This window comes from Veillonella sp. R32 (genome assembly GCF_010093125.1).
GTDB lineage: Bacteria > Bacillota > Negativicutes > Veillonellales > Veillonellaceae > Veillonella_A.
In genome coordinates this window covers 99,906-114,506 of record NZ_NMZQ01000003.1, presented here as the reverse complement: position 1 = coordinate 114,506, position 14,601 = coordinate 99,906, and the positions used below count along the sequence as shown (strand labels likewise).

Here is a 14,601-nt window from a genome sequence, read left to right as displayed (position 1 = left end):
TGGAATTTATCCATCATTTTGTTACAGCCTTTTAAAATTTTAACCAATTAATAGTCCCACGCTGACTAGCACATGATACACGGTAACGCTTATGGAAGTGAATTTCATAGCTTCGTTCATTTTTACCACATCGGCGTAGCGTGCTAAAATGACAGAACTTTTAAACGCAGGAATTAAGGATAGAGCACCTAGCAAGGTCGCATAAGGAAGTTTGCCTAGCAAGGCCCACAGTAAGAGCCAAAGTACACAGCCTATAAAGAGGGCTCGTAATAGGCGAATGCCTTGGTCTTTGCCTAGTAGAATCACTAAGGTACGACGACCATGGGCTTTATCATTACTGAAGTCGCGTAAATTATTGGTCATCATAATGTTGCCAATTAAAATAGTAGACGGAATAGCAGGAATTAAAAAGTCCCAAAATAGGGTGCCTGTCCAGGTATAGGCGGTGATATATACAATGGCAAAGCCCATAGCTACGCCAGAGGCTAATTCGCCATAGGGAGTCCGTGAAATAGGTCTAGGCCCTCCGGAATAAAATAGACTGATTAAGATGCACACCGTACCGGCTGGAATGAGCCACCAAGACACTTGGGCAGCCAGTAAAATACCTAGTACAAGTGGTGTAATAGTAAATATATACCCAAGTCGTTTTACTTGAGTCGGTGAAATTCCTTCACGCACGATGGTACCACTATTGCCAGCGGCTTGATTAAGATCAAGGCCTGATTTGAAATCAAAATATTCATTCCAAATATTAGCGGCAATTTGTGCACTCATTACACAGATTAAAATCAATAAGGTATAAAACAAGCTTAAAGCGGTGCTTTGAGCTTGGGGATGTATCGTACTAGCAAAGGTAGCGCCTAAGATAACGGGGCTGAAGGCAGCCGTTAAGGTGCGAGGTCTAGCTAATCGATACAATTGTGAAAATGTCATCAATATTTACTCCTTTCGACGACAAAGGGGACCAATATATAATTGCGGAGGACAAGGTAGTTGGGCTAATAATACGCCAAGGCACATGGCAATGAGTCCATAAATTTCTTGCGAGTTAAGCCGTTCATCTAAAATTAAATAGCCCATAATGCCAGCGAATACAATTTCAAGGCTCATAATAAGGGACGCTTGGGTAGCTGGTAATTTTCGTTGCCCTAAGAGTTGCCCCGTGAAACCAAGTCCAGCAGATAGCACACCGCCCCAAGCGATAAATAGCCAAGAGTCTTTAATCATTTGCCAAGAGAAGGGTTCTGACCAAAGGGCGGCCAGTCCAGAGAAGAAGGCACAGCCTAAAAATTGCCCCAGAGCTAACTTAAAGGGATTATATTGTTTGGTTACGGTACTTAAGAGGACGATGTGAAGGGCCCAAAATAAAGTGGAAATTAAGATAATGCCATCGCCATAGGAGGGCACAAAACTTTCTTTTAAGCTTAATAAGGCAGCGCCAACAACAGAACAAAAGACCCCGGCTAAGGCAGCTAGACTAAGCTGTTGCCCTATGAATAAGCCTAAGATAGGTACAATTACGATATACAGGGCCGTAAGAAAGGCTGCTTTAGAAGCGGTAGTATAAGCAATGGCGTATTGTTGTAGACTAGCGCCTAAGAATAATAAAAAGCCTAATAATAAGGATATCCATAAAAGGGAGACGCGCGCTTTTTGTGGCGGTGCACTTTGTTTCATAAATAATAGCAAGGGACTTACGGTAAGAACACCTAATAAAAATCGAGTGGCATTGTACGTATGTGGTCCTACTAAATCAGAAGCTAAGCGTTGGGCTACAAAGGTAGAACCCCAAACAAAAGCAGTGAGTAATAAACATAAGCGAGCCTGTAACATAAAAAGAGGATTCCTTTCTATGAATATAGAATTATATAAAGATAGGCACTAACAATTGTAGCTTAAATAGTAGTGCTTGTAAATTGTTACTCGATGTATACATTAATTTATGGAGATATGAGGAATTTATTGTGATTAGTAAAGCCTTATTAACAGATTTGTATCAGTTTACTATGATGCAAGGCTTATTTAAAGAAAATTTACACCGTACGCCTTGCGTATTTGACCGTTTTTATCGTAAAAATCCATTTAATGGAGCTTATACGGTGGTAGCAGGATTAGAGCATGTGATTGACTATTTAAAAAATCTATCCTTCAACGAAGAAGATATTGCGTATTTACGCCATACTGGTTTGTTTGAGGATGATTTTTTAGAGTATTTAAAAGATTTTCGTTTTACCGGAACTGTGTATGCAGCACCTGAAGGGTCCATTGTATTTCCTGGTGAAGTATTAGTGCGCATTGAAGCTCCTAAGGACGAAGCGATGCTCATTGAAACACCTTTATCTATGTATTTAAATCATGAGTCTTTAATAGCCACTAAAGCGCGCCGTATTCGCAGTGTAGCTGGTACCGATAGTCTGGCCGAATTTGGCATGCGCCGTGCGCAGGGGACGAATGCAGCTGTATATGGTGCTAGGGCTTCTATTATTGGTGGCTTTAATGGCACCAGTAATGTGTATTCCGCGGCTCAATATGGTATTAAACCAGTGGGGACGATGGCTCATAGCTGGATTATGAGTTTCCCTGATGAATTGACGGCGTTTCGTTCTTATGCCGCGCAATATGAAAATATGCTAGTTCTCTTAGTCGATACGTATGATACCTTGCAACAAGGGGTGCCCAATGCGATTCAAGTATTTAAAGAAGTGAAAGAACGTCGTGGTGGTACAATGCCTAAAGGGTATGGTATCCGCTTAGATAGTGGTGATTTATCCTATCTATCTCAAGAAGCGTTTCAAATGTTAAAAGAAGCCGGCTTTGAAGATGCTACGATTTTTGCATCCAATGATTTAGATGAGCATCGAATTGCTGATTTAAAAAGTCAGCATAGTGCAATTACTTCGTGGGGGGTAGGGACTAAACTTATTACAGCGGATGGCACTTCGGCTTTAGGTGGCGTCTATAAATTGGCTGGTCAATGGAATGATCAGGGGCAGTTTATGCCAACAATGAAGTTTTCAGATAATGTTGAAAAAGTGACAAATCCAGGCTGTAAAAAGGTATTGCGACTCATTAATCGTCGTAATCGTAAGTTGATAGGCGATTTGATTTGTTTGGTAGATGAAACTATTGATACAACGAAGCCATATACCTTTGAAAATCCTATGTATCCTTGGAAATGTACGCATTTAGAAGCGGATAGCTTTGACGTAATTGATTTGTTAGTGCCTATTTTTGAGAAGGGCGAATTGGTATATGATTTACCAAGTTTACCTGACATTGTAAGCTATGCCAATGAACAAATTAAATTGCTATGGCCAGAATATTTGCGCTTGAATCGTCCGCCAGTAGTTAAGGTTAATATTAGTCAGAAACTACATGAATTAAAACAAGAATTATTGTTACAAAAAGTAAAACGTAATCACCATGAATAAATTACGTTTTGTGTGGGTATATACAATTAAAGTATACTGCGTACATTCTGAAAATTCATGAAAATTATACGTTTTAGTTATATATTAATTATATATTAAATTTTGATTATGGGCAAAGGAGTGAGTTAGATGCAACGAAAACAAATATATGGGTTAGTAATGGCAGCACTTTTAGGGAGCAGTTTGGGAAGTGCTGTGCAAGGCGCTGAAGTAAATAGTGCAGCCTTAGGTATGGTATATGCCGTAAGCGAAGCTTCGCAGTCTGCAGCTAAAGATAACAAAGCGGTAGGCGTGGTAGGGGAAGGCGTGAAAGAAGAGGCGGCCACTTCCACAGTAGCGATGACAACGGCAAAAGGAGTTCAACCAGTATTAGTTAGTTCCGTGCTTACAACAGTGGACAATAAAAAGTTGAATGTACCTCAGGGCGTAACGGTATTCGATCTAAAACGAATGATAACGCCACAAGGTATGATTGATGGTACGGCGTTTCTTTCCGCTAAACAATTTAATGAGGAATATGTAAATAATATTCGTCAGTTAGCAAAGGTTAAAGAAGTGAATGTACCTGAGTTGCAGCAGTTTCAAGGTGAAATTTTCAGAGATTGGAATGCCTATCAACTACGTGGGGAAGATGCAAAAGGTGTTCACACCGCCTATGTAGTGGATGTGGCGCTGGGCAAAGATTATATTCAAGGTGAGCGGGCTGAATTAAAGCTAACGAAAGCTTTATGGCAAGCGTTGGCTAAAGAAGTGGATGGTACAACGGCACCAAGCACTAATATACGCGGGGGTAGCTTGAACTTATTAGATTCGTTAGAAACAGCTCAGCAGGCTACGGGTATTGTGCGCAATGTACCAGATGCGACGGCGTTTGCTACCTCAGCTGATTCTGAAAAGATGTTTCATACCTGGCAGTTTATGAAAGACTTTAATACCACCGTGTTAGCAGAAAACGAAGCTTGGCTAGCACCATACCCAACTTCCTATAGCCCTGAAGCGTTCCGTCAAGCCACGATTGATGGTTATAAAGCGGTTAAAACTTCACAAGATGCGACTACATTTAATACCTTTGTGAACCTATATAAGGATAAATTCGTGAAAGCTATCGTGGCTGATTTAGTAAATCATGAAAAGCAATTGGCTAAGGATGCTACTACCAATGAGCGGGCTAAAGAGAAATTAGCGATGTCTGTGAAAGTTCGTGAAGGGTTACAGAAATTTTTTGATACCTCGAATTTAGAAGCGGATACGTTAGGCCAAATTAAACCGGTAAATTCTAAATTAGGCCCTGCTTTATATATGGACAGTCGCATGGCACTTACCTTTGATAGTTACGAAATCCCTGTAGGGAGTATTAATATAATCCGTTTTGAAAAAGAAGGCCCTGTATTTACCTTCTTAGCTACGAATGATGGGGATTTTAATTATTGGGAAAAACAATTAAAAGCAACCTATGGAATTCAATAAGGAGGAGAACGCTATGAAATTTTGGAAACGCAGTGCCTTAGTGGCGGCTTTAGTTGTGGCTAGTTTACCTTTTTATGGTCAAGGGGCCACGCCGATGGCTACTGATGGGACAGCTCAAGCTGTTACACCTTCAGTCGTTACAAGCCAAGCTGTAACTAATGAAACTATAGAAGTATTAGGTCATACAGGCCCTATTACAGTGCCTCGTGATGTGACAATTCGTCGTTTATCTAATACTGTGATTGTCCCTGCTTTTGCAGAATTAATCGAAAAAAATTTACAAGAAGATGTGGCAAAGGGGCCTCGTTTGCGGAGTTGGGAAGATAATAAATTGTTAACTGGTGACGAACGGCAAGCTAGCTTAAAAGCGTATGAACGGCAACAGAAACAATTGAAATATATGAATGACTATCGTCTTGGTGAAAAAATAGATGTGTATCAGTGGCAGTTAAAGGATGCAGACGGCCGTAAGACGGCTACCGTTTTTGGTCTAGTGTTAACACCAGAAACAACGAATGGTTTTTCTAATCTAGCTCATAAAGAGTTTATCGATAGTCAATTGCCAAGTATAAATGAGCAATGGCTCCAAAGTGATGGTAAATTATATAAAAAAGTACAAGCCCTAGCTATGAACAGCGGTGCGGCTGCATTTGCGTATACTGAAGCCGAATTGAAAGACCAAACACCTTGGGCTCGTTTACCTCATAGTACACATCCTGCTTACATGGCAAGCACACGCTTTTTTGCAGGAGCTAATGGTTTAGAATTACCATATTATTTACAAGGTGCCGTGGTATTAACTGAACCAAATCCAGTAGCTTATGTATTAGTTACTTCAGATGTAGAAAAAGACGTGTTTGCGCCTCGTTTTGTACAGTTTATTCAGGAGCTGTAAGAAGGATATATGTATGAAATTTAAAATAGGGGGCTTATTAATGAAACAATGGAAGAAATGGGCGTTGACAGCGACTTGCTTAGTCGGTCTAGTCACTACTGTGCCGGCTGTTAATGCGGCTAGTTTGTCAGCGAATACTAATGGCAAAGCAGTGGCCCAAAAAGTAATTGGTGGTACTGCTAATTTGCCAAGTAATGTAACGGTAAGTCGCCTATCAAATAGTATGTTGATTCCAGGCTATCTTGATTTAGTAGAAAAAACTGCCATTGAAGAAACGGGCAAAGCAATTCAAAATAAGGATTTTAAATTAGGTGAAGCCGTTGATGCTTATCAGTGGCAGCTAAAAGATAAAAAATCTTTGAAAACAGCTAATGTATTTACTATGGAGCTCACTCAAGAAAATACAAAGGGATTTTCCGCTCTATTAAATCCAACATTTGTAAAAGCACAGTTGCCTATGATTAATGCAATGTGGCTTCAGAGTGAACAGCAGATTAATACATTTTTACAAGGTGCGTTAACAAAGGGGACTACCAATTCACCAAGCCTGAATATGATAGTTGACATGGCAGATCAAACGCCTTGGACTGAATTAAAAGGTACCCAGTATCCTACCTATATAGCAGACACCCGCTTATTTATCAATGCGCAAGGTGTTGAGGTGCCATTCTATGTGCAGGGGGCGATGATTTTAAAACAGCCCAATCCAGTGGCCTATGTGATGATTACCTCTGATGTAGAACGAAAAGCGTTTGCGCCAGTGTTTGAAAATTATATCAAGAGCTTTAAGTAGGCTAGACGGAAATTAGACGGAAACAGTTGAAAACTATGGCTAATTTCTGATGAGTTGACAAAAAGAAAAACCTCTTATGATACTAGATATTACCTAGTATTGTAAGAGGTTTGATTATTATTGGAATTAATTGAAAAACAGGGCATATAGATGGCGGAGAAGGAGGGATTTGAACCCCCGCGCCGGTTTTGCCGACCTACCGCATTTCGAGTGCGGACCCTTCAGCCTCTTGGGTACTTCTCCGTTTTTTACGACGCTCTTTAAAAAAGTCTTTCATTATCTGACTACACTCATCAGCGAGGACACCACTTAAAATTTCTGGTTCGTGATTTAAGCCTGGATGGGTAAGTACGTTAAATAACGACTCTACAGCGCCTCCTTTGTAATCACTGCTACCATATACAACGCGGTCAATTCGACTGTTAATAATAGCACCAGCGCACATCGGACATGGCTCTATAGTAACATAAAGCGTGCAACCGGTCAACCGCCAACGGTCAAGTATTTCACAAGCTTCGCGAATGACTAAAATTTCAGCGTGTGCGGTGGCATCATGGTCTAGTTCGCGACGGTTATGATGACGTGAGATAATAGTGCCATCTTTTACAATAATGGCACCAATAGGAATTTCGCCTAAGGTATAAGCTTTACGTGCTTCAATAAGTGCTTCTTGCATATGTTCCTGATCTGTCATGATTACCTCCTTGCTATTACTATATATACTATATACTAAAAGCCTGTTGTTTGACTATAGGTGGATTACTCGTATGTTTAATATATAGTATGATACTTTTTATGATACTTCTGTTTAAAAAGAACTTATAATAGGAAAATCTAATAATAACTAAATTGTTTATAACACTAGGTATTTTCTAGTGTTAATAGGGATTATCAGTCTGTTCATGAAATCCGTGTGAATATTCATGAGAAAACTTCACTCAACTCTCACAGTTTTCACATGTGGAATTCATTTTGTAGGGGTATTCTATACACATAGCAAGAAACTCTTACAAAGAAATGAGTTTTCACCTCGTATTAAAACTCATTGTAAGAGATTGCTATAGTATCTCCCTTTTATGGTATAGCAAAGGAGTCTTAATATGAAAGAACCGTCTCAAAATTTACTGAGAAAGGTTGCTTTGCTAGGTGTACTCGGTGGCATGCTTTGGGGCACATCACTGGCAGCTGAGACGTCAGCGACACAACAGGCAACCACTTCTCCCAATACAGTAGGAACAAGTGTTTCTATGAAAGGGCCTCAACAAATGGCATTGGAAAGTGAAACGAATACTATGCCGACTGCTTATGATGATATGGTACGAGCCCGTTCAATGGCACATAATCAAGTAGAAGCTAATGCAGCTATTTTCTTGATGCCAAATACTTCATATGGTGCTTCTCGTACAAATGCAGGCCATATGCCAACTGATTATGATCGGAAAGCACATCATAGCCAAGAGCGTCAGTATCAGCCTGATAAAGCCAATGGAGACACACCTGAACGCGCTAATGCAGACACTAAAGTAAAGCACTCCCAGGAACGTCACGAGGGTAAGCATGTTAACTCTGAAAAGAGAATGTCCCCAATGGGACAGCCATCGATGAATGGTGATGAACGTCATCAAGGAATGTCCCCAATGGGACAGCCACCAATGAATGGTGATGAACGTCATCAAGGCATGCCACCAATGGGACAACCACCAATGAATGGTTTTGAAAATCATCAAGGAATGCCTCCTATGATGCAATCGCCTATGGCTGGTCCACAAGGTAGTGATTTCCGACCACCTATGCCACCACCACATCGTGGTGACCGGATGCAACAAGATAGCTCCTCACAAGAAGAACAATCTCAGAAGCATCCACAAGCTTCTATCCCTGAAGCAACCTTTTAAAGGCCTCATTGAGCTTTAAAAGATTCTCTCTAAAACACAACACACAGAACTAAACACACACACAAACACACAAAAACACACAAAAACACACAAAAACACACAAAAACACACACAACACAAACAAGGAAGCCTGTGAATTAAGGATTTACAGGCTTTTTTGTTTTAACAAAACCTATATCTTGATTAAATCGGGTTTTATTGATACAGTTAAAGTACTTTTTATAGTGACTATGAGTTTTATGTACCTAATCGAAAGTTAGTAAAGAAAGGAATTTGCCATGAAATCAAAATCTAGTGCCATATGGCAACGAGCTGCCTTAATGACAATAGTAGGCACTACTTTATATGGCACGGCTTTTGCCAATGAAGCAGTATTACCTAAAGCTGCTATTCCACGTTTACAATTACCAACGCAAGCGAGCCGGCTTGAAAGTGAAGTAGCTCACGAAAGTGTCGTTAATACAGTAGAAAAAGCGGCTCATAGGGCTATAAATCCGAATACCATGTATGCTGATACAAGGCTTGTTAATCCGTATAAACCATATATGTGGCGGGTAGATAGCGAAGCTAGTACTACCTTGCCTACTAATTTTAGAACGACCCAAGACCATTATAAGTTTAAAAAAGCCAATGAAGTTGAAGGGGATGAAACCTATCCCGTTGAAGCGGTGGGCGAGATTGGTTTTAGTAAATTGCCTACTCGCGAAGGCTTAGATAGCCTCCGTATGTCAGGCAGTGCCCAGCCAACCGAAGCACAATTTAAGCAATTGGCTAGTACATTACGGACTAAAACAGATGGGCCTATTTATATTGTTGATTTGCGTCAGGAAACACATATTTTTGTCAATGGCATGCCTATAAGCCAGTATGGTAAACGTAATTGGGGAAATGTAGGAGAAACACAACAAACTATAGTGTCTAAGGAAAAAGCGTTGATTCCGACAGTATTAAACACAGCGATTACAGTGGCGCCTTTAGATAAAGCGAAAGAAGCCGGTAAAGCGGAGACGATAGTGGCCCAGTCTGTGAAAACGGAAGAAATGGTGGCTAAAGAAGCCGGCTTAAAATATATGCGCCTTACGGCAACCGATCATATTTGGCCTAATGAAGCGAGCATTGACCGCTTTATTGCTTTTTATAAAACATTACCGAAAAACGCTTGGCTACACTTCCATTGCGAAGCTGGTAAAGGGCGAACCACTGCTTTTATGGTTATGTATGACATTATGAACAATCCGAATATACCTTTGGCTGATATTTTGAAACGACAACAGCTAATCGGGGGCAATAATGTAGCCTATACTACTTCAGAAGACACTTGGAAAGCACCTTACTATGACGAAAAAGCCATGATGATTCGGAAATTTTATCGATATGTGCAACAGAACTATCCTACTAATTTCCAATTGAGTTGGAGTGATTGGTTGCATCCTACGCCTACGACGGAGTTATAAGTAGTTTGGGTTTGCCTAAAAAAAGAAAAACACTTCTCTTAGTTAAGTAAGTTTATGGGCTTACTATAAGAGAAGTGCCTTTTTATTATTATTCAGCTACAGCAATCACTTCAACTTCCACAGAGAAGTTAGCAGGTAATTCTTTAACAGCTACACAGCTGCGAGCTGGTTTGCTAGTGAAGTATTCTGCATAAATTGCATTGAATTTTGCAAAATCATTAATATCAGCTAAGAAGCAAGTTGTTTTCACAACTTTGGAGAAATCAGTACCAGCTTCTTTTAGAATAGCTTCAATGTTTTTCATGGCTTGTAATGTTTCTGCTTCAACGCCACCATCTACTAATTTGCCGGTTTCAGGATTAATGCCACCTTGGCCAGAAATAAAAACAAAGCCATTTGCTTTGATGGCTTGGGAGTAAGGGCCAAGTGCTTTAGGGGCATTTTCTGTAAATACTGGTTTCATAATAAAACTCCTTTCATAGACAATTACGACTTTAAATTAGTATAATCTACGTATAAGACTATTATAAAATAACTTGTCTCAGATGTACACCTAGAAATGGACAAATTATCACAAAATGTACAATTCCACAGCAAAGGAGGTTTTTATGTCTGAAATTTTATATACCTATACTAAAACATTTTCACCAATAGGTGCCATTACTTTATATAGTGATGGAGAAAATTTGGTGGGGTTAGCAATGCCATCTCAGCAATATACCTTGCCGACCAGTACGGTTACGGTGATTGAAGAGAATTTACCGATTTTTGATGAGACCTTTGCTTGGCTAACAGACTATTTTAAAGGCAAGCCACCTAAAACATTACCGCAAATTCGGTTATTCGGCACTGATTTTCGACAATCAGTGTGGCAAGAATTATGTCGTATTCCTGCCGGTTTGCTAGTAACTTATGGTGAATTAGCTAAAAAGTTATACCCTAAGGATAGTAATACAGGAATTCGGGCCCGAGCCATTGGTGGTGCGGTGGGGCATAATCCAATTCCTATTATTATACCTTGTCACCGCGTGATTGGCGTACATAATAACTTAACTGGTTATACTGGTGGTTTGGCGGTTAAAGTCAAACTTCTTGAATTAGAAGGTATTGATGTAAGTCAATTAAAGTGGCCAAAGCGAACTACGAAGAATACGGTATAAACACGAAAAGTTCCCCTTTATTGTTTCCTGGCAATAAAGGGGATTTTTTTGACTTCATCAAAATTTTAGGTGCTGTAAAAAAGGTATTTTATGGGGGTGTATCGAATTATATAAATAAGGCTGTATGAATGGTGAAAGGAGGAGAGGCATGATTACATATTTAGTCATTGGTGGCGTAGTTTTACTAGGTATTGAATCGTTAGTACCTGGTATTGGCATATTTGGCTTATTAGGTATATTGGCTCTATTGGGGGCTCTTTATTTATACCTAGGTGCAGGCTTACTGGCGGCTCTGGTTGTGGCAGTAGTAGCCATTATTGCCCTAATAGTGGGTATTTGGCTGATTAAAAAGGCGCCCCATAGTCGTCTTGGCAAAGCTTTGACATTGACCTTAGAATCTACGAAAGAACGAGGTTATAGCGGTAGCGAAGAACGCAGGGATTTACTTGGCAAAACTGGTATAGCCCAATCTGTATTGCGTCCGGCTGGTCGGGTTTTGTTTGATAATAAACCAGTTGATGTAGTGACGGACGGTGAATTTTATGAACCTGGTACTGAGGTAATTGTTGTGGAAGTAACAGGTGGTCGTATTGTAGTTAGAAAAGTATAATGAGGAGGATGTATGGAAGAGTTATTGAGCGTTAGCTTTATTTTTGTAATTTTTGCTGCTATTGTGGTTATATCTTTATTTTTCCATTTTGTGCCTTTGGGGCTGTGGATTTCCGCATTAGCTGCAGGTGTAAATGTTGGTATTTTTACATTGATAGGGATGCGTTTACGTCGAGTATCACCTTCGAAGATTGTATTACCGCTAGTGAAGGCTAATAAAGCAGGCTTAACGGTTAATGTTAATCAGTTAGAAGCACATTATTTAGCTGGTGGCGATGTTGACCGCGTAGTGGATGCGTTAATTGCAGCCGAACGGGCCTCGATTCCTTTGACCTTTGAACGGGCGGCGGCTATTGATTTAGCAGGTCGTGATGTATTAGAAGCCGTACAGATGAGCGTAAATCCAAAAGTTATTGAAACGCCTACCATTTCTGCGGTGGCTAAAAATGGTATTGAACTAAAGGTGCGGGCTCGTGTAACGGTGCGTGCTAATATTGATCGTTTAGTAGGTGGTGCTGGTGAGGCTACTATTATAGCCCGTGTTGGTGAAGGGATTGTTACAACGGTAGGTTCTTCAGAAGAACATACGGATGTATTGGAAAATCCAGATCATATTTCACGCACTGTATTGAATAAAGGGCTTGATGCAGGGTCTGCTTTTGAAATCCTATCCATTGATATTGCGGATGTAGATGTGGGACGTAATATTGGGGCTCAGCTTATGACAGATCAAGCTGAAGCAGATAAAAATATTGCCCAAGCAAAAGCGGAAGAACGGCGAGCTATGGCGGTAGCGAAAGAACAAGAAATGAGAGCGTATACGCAAGAAATGCAGGCTAAGGTAGTAGAAGCACAGGCCGAAGTACCACAAGCCTTGTCACAAGCTTTGCGCGATGGTCATATGGGTGTGATGGATTACTATAATATGAATAATATTATGGCTGACACCAAGATGCGTGAAACCATTGCAGATGGTGAAATGACCGAATTAACAACACAGCAAGATGGGCGTAAGAAGTAAGTAGCGGAGGCTAATTTATGGATTTAGGCTTACTCGTGTTTTTATTAGTATTAGGCTCTGTTATTTTTGATAGTCGGAAGAAAAAGCGTTCTCGTAATGAAGAGCAACAAAATCCGTCAGATTCAATGGACAGTACTTCAACGGAGCGAGAACCTTATGATTGGTCGGAGCCAAGCAAACAGTCTCGACCAGGGCCAAAGGCGACAACCTCTCCTAAAAAATCAAAAGAGGCCATGTCTTGGGAAGCTATGGAAGAATACTATGGCATAAAGATGGAACGAAAGGAAAGGCCTAACGAAACATCGCAAGACAGAGCAAGTAATGAGCAAGCCAAGGCTAGTGAGGTCATTGCAGTTTTGACAACTGAGCGTAGTTCTGATGGCCGTCAAGCATCTGGGCACGTTGATGACAGTCAAGCATCTGGACGTTTTGATGAGAGTCAATCATCGGGAAGAGCTGATGGCAGGCAACGACAATCCGGTAGTACCTCAATACTAATAAAAACTCCAAAAGAAGATAGGAAAGTAGTAAATACAGGGCGTGAAACCAGTGTGCGCAACGTAAGCTTAGCTAGTGTTGCCACAGGAAAATCAAGCGTTTCACAAACTAAAACAGTACAATCGATGTCTTCCGGTGGTACGTGGGAGCCGGCACAAGTAGCGGCTAAAGGGAAACGTGCCCCTGCATTACCACCGGGAGGTTTAAAAGCAGGGATTGTGTGGTCTCTTATTTTACAGCCACCTAAGGCTAAGCAACAGGGGGCTTATCGACGATAAACACACTGCAATATAGAAAGGAGTTTTCTCCTATGGCAGTACGAATCGCAGAAATTTTAGAGTGTCGCCGCTTAGGGCGTTCTATGCGCACCTATACGTTAGCTATACCAGAAGGTATGACTTGGGCCGGTGGTGCTAATATGAAACTTGGCCTATTTGAAGGCTTAGACCCTACTATGGGGTCGCGGATTAAAGGCTGTGATTTAGCAACGCGACAAGCAGAGTCAACCCGATTGACAGCAGCATCCTTTGATCCTAAATATACAAGAATTGTATCCATATCGACACGCCCTCAAGACGGGGTAGTCGTATTCTCTACGAGGATTCCTGATAATCCGTCTATTTTTAAAGCTGATTTAGCGACGTATGAGGTGGGGGATAGTTTATTTATTCTTGAAGTTAACAATCACTTAGCAGTGCCTACTGAAGGGCCATTGGTATTGCTGACACAAGGGGTAGGGCTATCTAGTATGCATGCTTTTATACGTGATTTGTTAGAAAAAGGGAATGAAGGACCGATTATTTGCGTCAATGTGGTAGAGCCGGTAGAAGAGTTGCGTGACTTGATGGTGTCAGATGATCGAGTGCAATATATTTTTAAAAGCAATCGGTATGCCTTTGAACAGACTGTACAAACTTTGTTGAATGATAATGAAATAAAAACTCATTCTCGTTTTGTAGTTTTAGGCGGTCATGGCTTTATGAAACAATGGATTCATGAGTTACGTATAGCTGGCATCGAGGATGAACGAATTTTTATTGATCGCTTAGATGCACAGCGGAGTATCTACTTCCCTGAATTAAAGGACTCCAATGAGTAAATGATTTCAAATGAATAAAAGGTCTTAAATGAATAAAAGGACCTGTTCGTAGAGGTTTCTAGTAGTAGTTATAACATAGGGTGGTATTACAGTTTAACAAACTGAAAAACAATTTCAGTTATACAAAATGAAAAATAAAAAGCTCTTTGTGTATTCTCATTGTGGATATATTTAGAACGTCCCCTGCACTGCATTCAGTATTGACGCGGTTCAGGGGACGTGTTACGATTGGAATAGTTGTATATCATCTTGATATAGGTATGTCATTGCAAAAGA

Annotated in this window: 15 protein-coding genes and 1 tRNA gene; 11 read left to right on the top strand and 5 right to left on the bottom strand. The window is 40.5% G+C overall.

Annotation, left to right across the window (positions count from 1 at the left end; translation table 11 throughout):
• Positions 1 to 39 precede the first annotated feature (39 nt).
• Both VER_RS01235 and VER_RS01230 read right to left on the bottom strand, forming a co-directional pair.
• Entirely contained in the window at positions 40 to 936 is an 897-nt protein-coding gene (locus tag VER_RS01235) for a prenyltransferase (protein ID WP_162099073.1), read from the bottom strand.
• Between the two features lie 6 nt (positions 937 to 942).
• Positions 943 to 1,836 carry a DMT family transporter gene (locus VER_RS01230; RefSeq protein ID WP_162099072.1) on the bottom strand — a complete coding sequence of 298 codons (894 nt, stop codon included), beginning with the start codon at positions 1,834 to 1,836 and terminating at the stop codon, positions 943 to 945.
• A gap of 131 nt (positions 1,837 to 1,967) precedes the next feature.
• Here VER_RS01230 and VER_RS01225 point away from each other — a divergent pair, with 131 nt between their 5' ends.
• The 4 genes from VER_RS01225 to VER_RS01210 all read left to right on the top strand — a co-directional run bounded on the left by VER_RS01225 (position 1,968) and on the right by VER_RS01210 (position 6,589).
• Positions 1,968 to 3,434, top strand: coding sequence for a nicotinate phosphoribosyltransferase (locus VER_RS01225; RefSeq protein WP_162099071.1), 1,467 nt, complete (start codon positions 1,968 to 1,970; stop codon positions 3,432 to 3,434).
• A 129-nt stretch (positions 3,435 to 3,563) separates the two neighbouring features.
• Positions 3,564 to 4,901 carry a hypothetical protein gene (locus tag VER_RS01220; RefSeq protein WP_162099070.1) on the top strand — a complete coding sequence of 446 codons (1,338 nt, stop codon included), beginning with the start codon at positions 3,564 to 3,566 and terminating at the stop codon, positions 4,899 to 4,901.
• Positions 4,902 to 4,914: 13 nt separating this feature from the next.
• Complete coding sequence (locus tag VER_RS01215; RefSeq protein WP_162099069.1) at positions 4,915 to 5,796, top strand: hypothetical protein; 882 nt, start codon at positions 4,915 to 4,917, stop codon at positions 5,794 to 5,796.
• 13 nt (positions 5,797 to 5,809) lie between these two features.
• Entirely contained in the window at positions 5,810 to 6,589 is a 780-nt protein-coding gene (locus tag VER_RS01210; protein WP_162099068.1) for a hypothetical protein, read from the top strand.
• A 151-nt stretch (positions 6,590 to 6,740) separates the two neighbouring features.
• Here VER_RS01210 and VER_RS01205 read toward each other — a convergent pair.
• Positions 6,741 to 6,832, bottom strand: a tRNA-Ser gene (locus VER_RS01205).
• The gene (tadA, locus tag VER_RS01200; protein WP_162099098.1) at positions 6,786 to 7,283 is read right to left on the bottom strand and encodes a tRNA adenosine(34) deaminase TadA; all 498 of its coding nucleotides are present in this window, start codon (positions 7,281 to 7,283) and stop codon (positions 6,786 to 6,788) included. The genes VER_RS01205 and tadA overlap by 47 nt, the downstream gene beginning before the upstream one ends.
• Before the next feature lie 406 nt (positions 7,284 to 7,689).
• On the opposite strand from tadA, the gene VER_RS01195 reads away from it, so the two are divergent.
• Together VER_RS01195 and VER_RS01190 are read left to right on the top strand one after the other, a co-directional pair.
• Positions 7,690 to 8,484: a hypothetical protein gene (locus VER_RS01195; RefSeq protein WP_162099067.1), complete on the top strand. Its 795-nt coding sequence runs from the start codon at positions 7,690 to 7,692 to the stop codon at positions 8,482 to 8,484.
• 278 nt (positions 8,485 to 8,762) lie between these two features.
• The gene (locus VER_RS01190) at positions 8,763 to 9,938 is read left to right on the top strand and encodes a protein tyrosine phosphatase (protein ID WP_162099066.1); all 1,176 of its coding nucleotides are present in this window, start codon (positions 8,763 to 8,765) and stop codon (positions 9,936 to 9,938) included.
• Positions 9,939 to 10,026: 88 nt separating this feature from the next.
• On the opposite strand, the gene VER_RS01185 is transcribed toward VER_RS01190, so the two are convergent.
• Positions 10,027 to 10,401 (bottom strand): RidA family protein, encoded by a 375-nt coding sequence (locus tag VER_RS01185; RefSeq protein ID WP_162099065.1) that lies wholly within the window; start codon positions 10,399 to 10,401, stop codon positions 10,027 to 10,029.
• Between the two features lie 145 nt (positions 10,402 to 10,546).
• On the opposite strand from VER_RS01185, the gene VER_RS01180 reads away from it, so the two are divergent.
• The 5 genes from VER_RS01180 (at position 10,547) to VER_RS01160 (ending at position 14,325) form a co-directional block, all read left to right on the top strand.
• The gene (locus VER_RS01180; protein WP_162099064.1) at positions 10,547 to 11,098 is read left to right on the top strand and encodes a methylated-DNA--[protein]-cysteine S-methyltransferase; all 552 of its coding nucleotides are present in this window, start codon (positions 10,547 to 10,549) and stop codon (positions 11,096 to 11,098) included.
• Between the two features lie 148 nt (positions 11,099 to 11,246).
• Entirely contained in the window at positions 11,247 to 11,708 is a 462-nt protein-coding gene (locus VER_RS01175) for an NfeD family protein (RefSeq protein ID WP_162099063.1), read from the top strand.
• 12 nt (positions 11,709 to 11,720) lie between these two features.
• Positions 11,721 to 12,728, top strand: a complete 1,008-nt coding sequence (floA, locus tag VER_RS01170) for a flotillin-like protein FloA (protein ID WP_162099062.1) — start codon at positions 11,721 to 11,723, stop codon at positions 12,726 to 12,728.
• Between the two features lie 17 nt (positions 12,729 to 12,745).
• On the top strand, positions 12,746 to 13,504 hold the full coding sequence (locus tag VER_RS01165) for a hypothetical protein (protein WP_162099061.1): 759 nt from the start codon (positions 12,746 to 12,748) through the stop codon (positions 13,502 to 13,504).
• A gap of 32 nt (positions 13,505 to 13,536) precedes the next feature.
• Positions 13,537 to 14,325 carry a hypothetical protein gene (locus VER_RS01160; RefSeq protein WP_162099060.1) on the top strand — a complete coding sequence of 263 codons (789 nt, stop codon included), beginning with the start codon at positions 13,537 to 13,539 and terminating at the stop codon, positions 14,323 to 14,325.
• Positions 14,326 to 14,601 lie beyond the last annotated feature (276 nt).

Bases quoted from the DNA above. Each gene is read 5' to 3' on its own strand.
- VER_RS01235 (WP_162099073.1), bottom strand. From the start codon at position 936: ATGACATTTTCACAATTGTATCGATTAGCTAGACCTCGCACCTTAACG.
- VER_RS01220 (WP_162099070.1), top strand. From the start codon at position 3,564: ATGCAACGAAAACAAATATATGGGTTAGTAATGGCAGCACTTTTAGGG.
- VER_RS01160 (WP_162099060.1), top strand. From the start codon at position 13,537: ATGGCAGTACGAATCGCAGAAATTTTAGAGTGTCGCCGCTTAGGGCGT.
- VER_RS01195 (WP_162099067.1), top strand. From the start codon at position 7,690: ATGAAAGAACCGTCTCAAAATTTACTGAGAAAGGTTGCTTTGCTAGGT.
- VER_RS01180 (WP_162099064.1), top strand. From the start codon at position 10,547: ATGTCTGAAATTTTATATACCTATACTAAAACATTTTCACCAATAGGT.
- VER_RS01185 (WP_162099065.1), bottom strand. From the start codon at position 10,401: ATGAAACCAGTATTTACAGAAAATGCCCCTAAAGCACTTGGCCCTTAC.
- VER_RS01230 (WP_162099072.1), bottom strand. From the start codon at position 1,836: ATGTTACAGGCTCGCTTATGTTTATTACTCACTGCTTTTGTTTGGGGT.
- VER_RS01175 (WP_162099063.1), top strand. From the start codon at position 11,247: ATGATTACATATTTAGTCATTGGTGGCGTAGTTTTACTAGGTATTGAA.
- VER_RS01165 (WP_162099061.1), top strand. From the start codon at position 12,746: ATGGATTTAGGCTTACTCGTGTTTTTATTAGTATTAGGCTCTGTTATT.
- floA (WP_162099062.1), top strand. From the start codon at position 11,721: ATGGAAGAGTTATTGAGCGTTAGCTTTATTTTTGTAATTTTTGCTGCT.
- VER_RS01190 (WP_162099066.1), top strand. From the start codon at position 8,763: ATGAAATCAAAATCTAGTGCCATATGGCAACGAGCTGCCTTAATGACA.
- VER_RS01210 (WP_162099068.1), top strand. From the start codon at position 5,810: ATGAAATTTAAAATAGGGGGCTTATTAATGAAACAATGGAAGAAATGG.
- tadA (WP_162099098.1), bottom strand. From the start codon at position 7,283: ATGACAGATCAGGAACATATGCAAGAAGCACTTATTGAAGCACGTAAA.
- VER_RS01215 (WP_162099069.1), top strand. From the start codon at position 4,915: ATGAAATTTTGGAAACGCAGTGCCTTAGTGGCGGCTTTAGTTGTGGCT.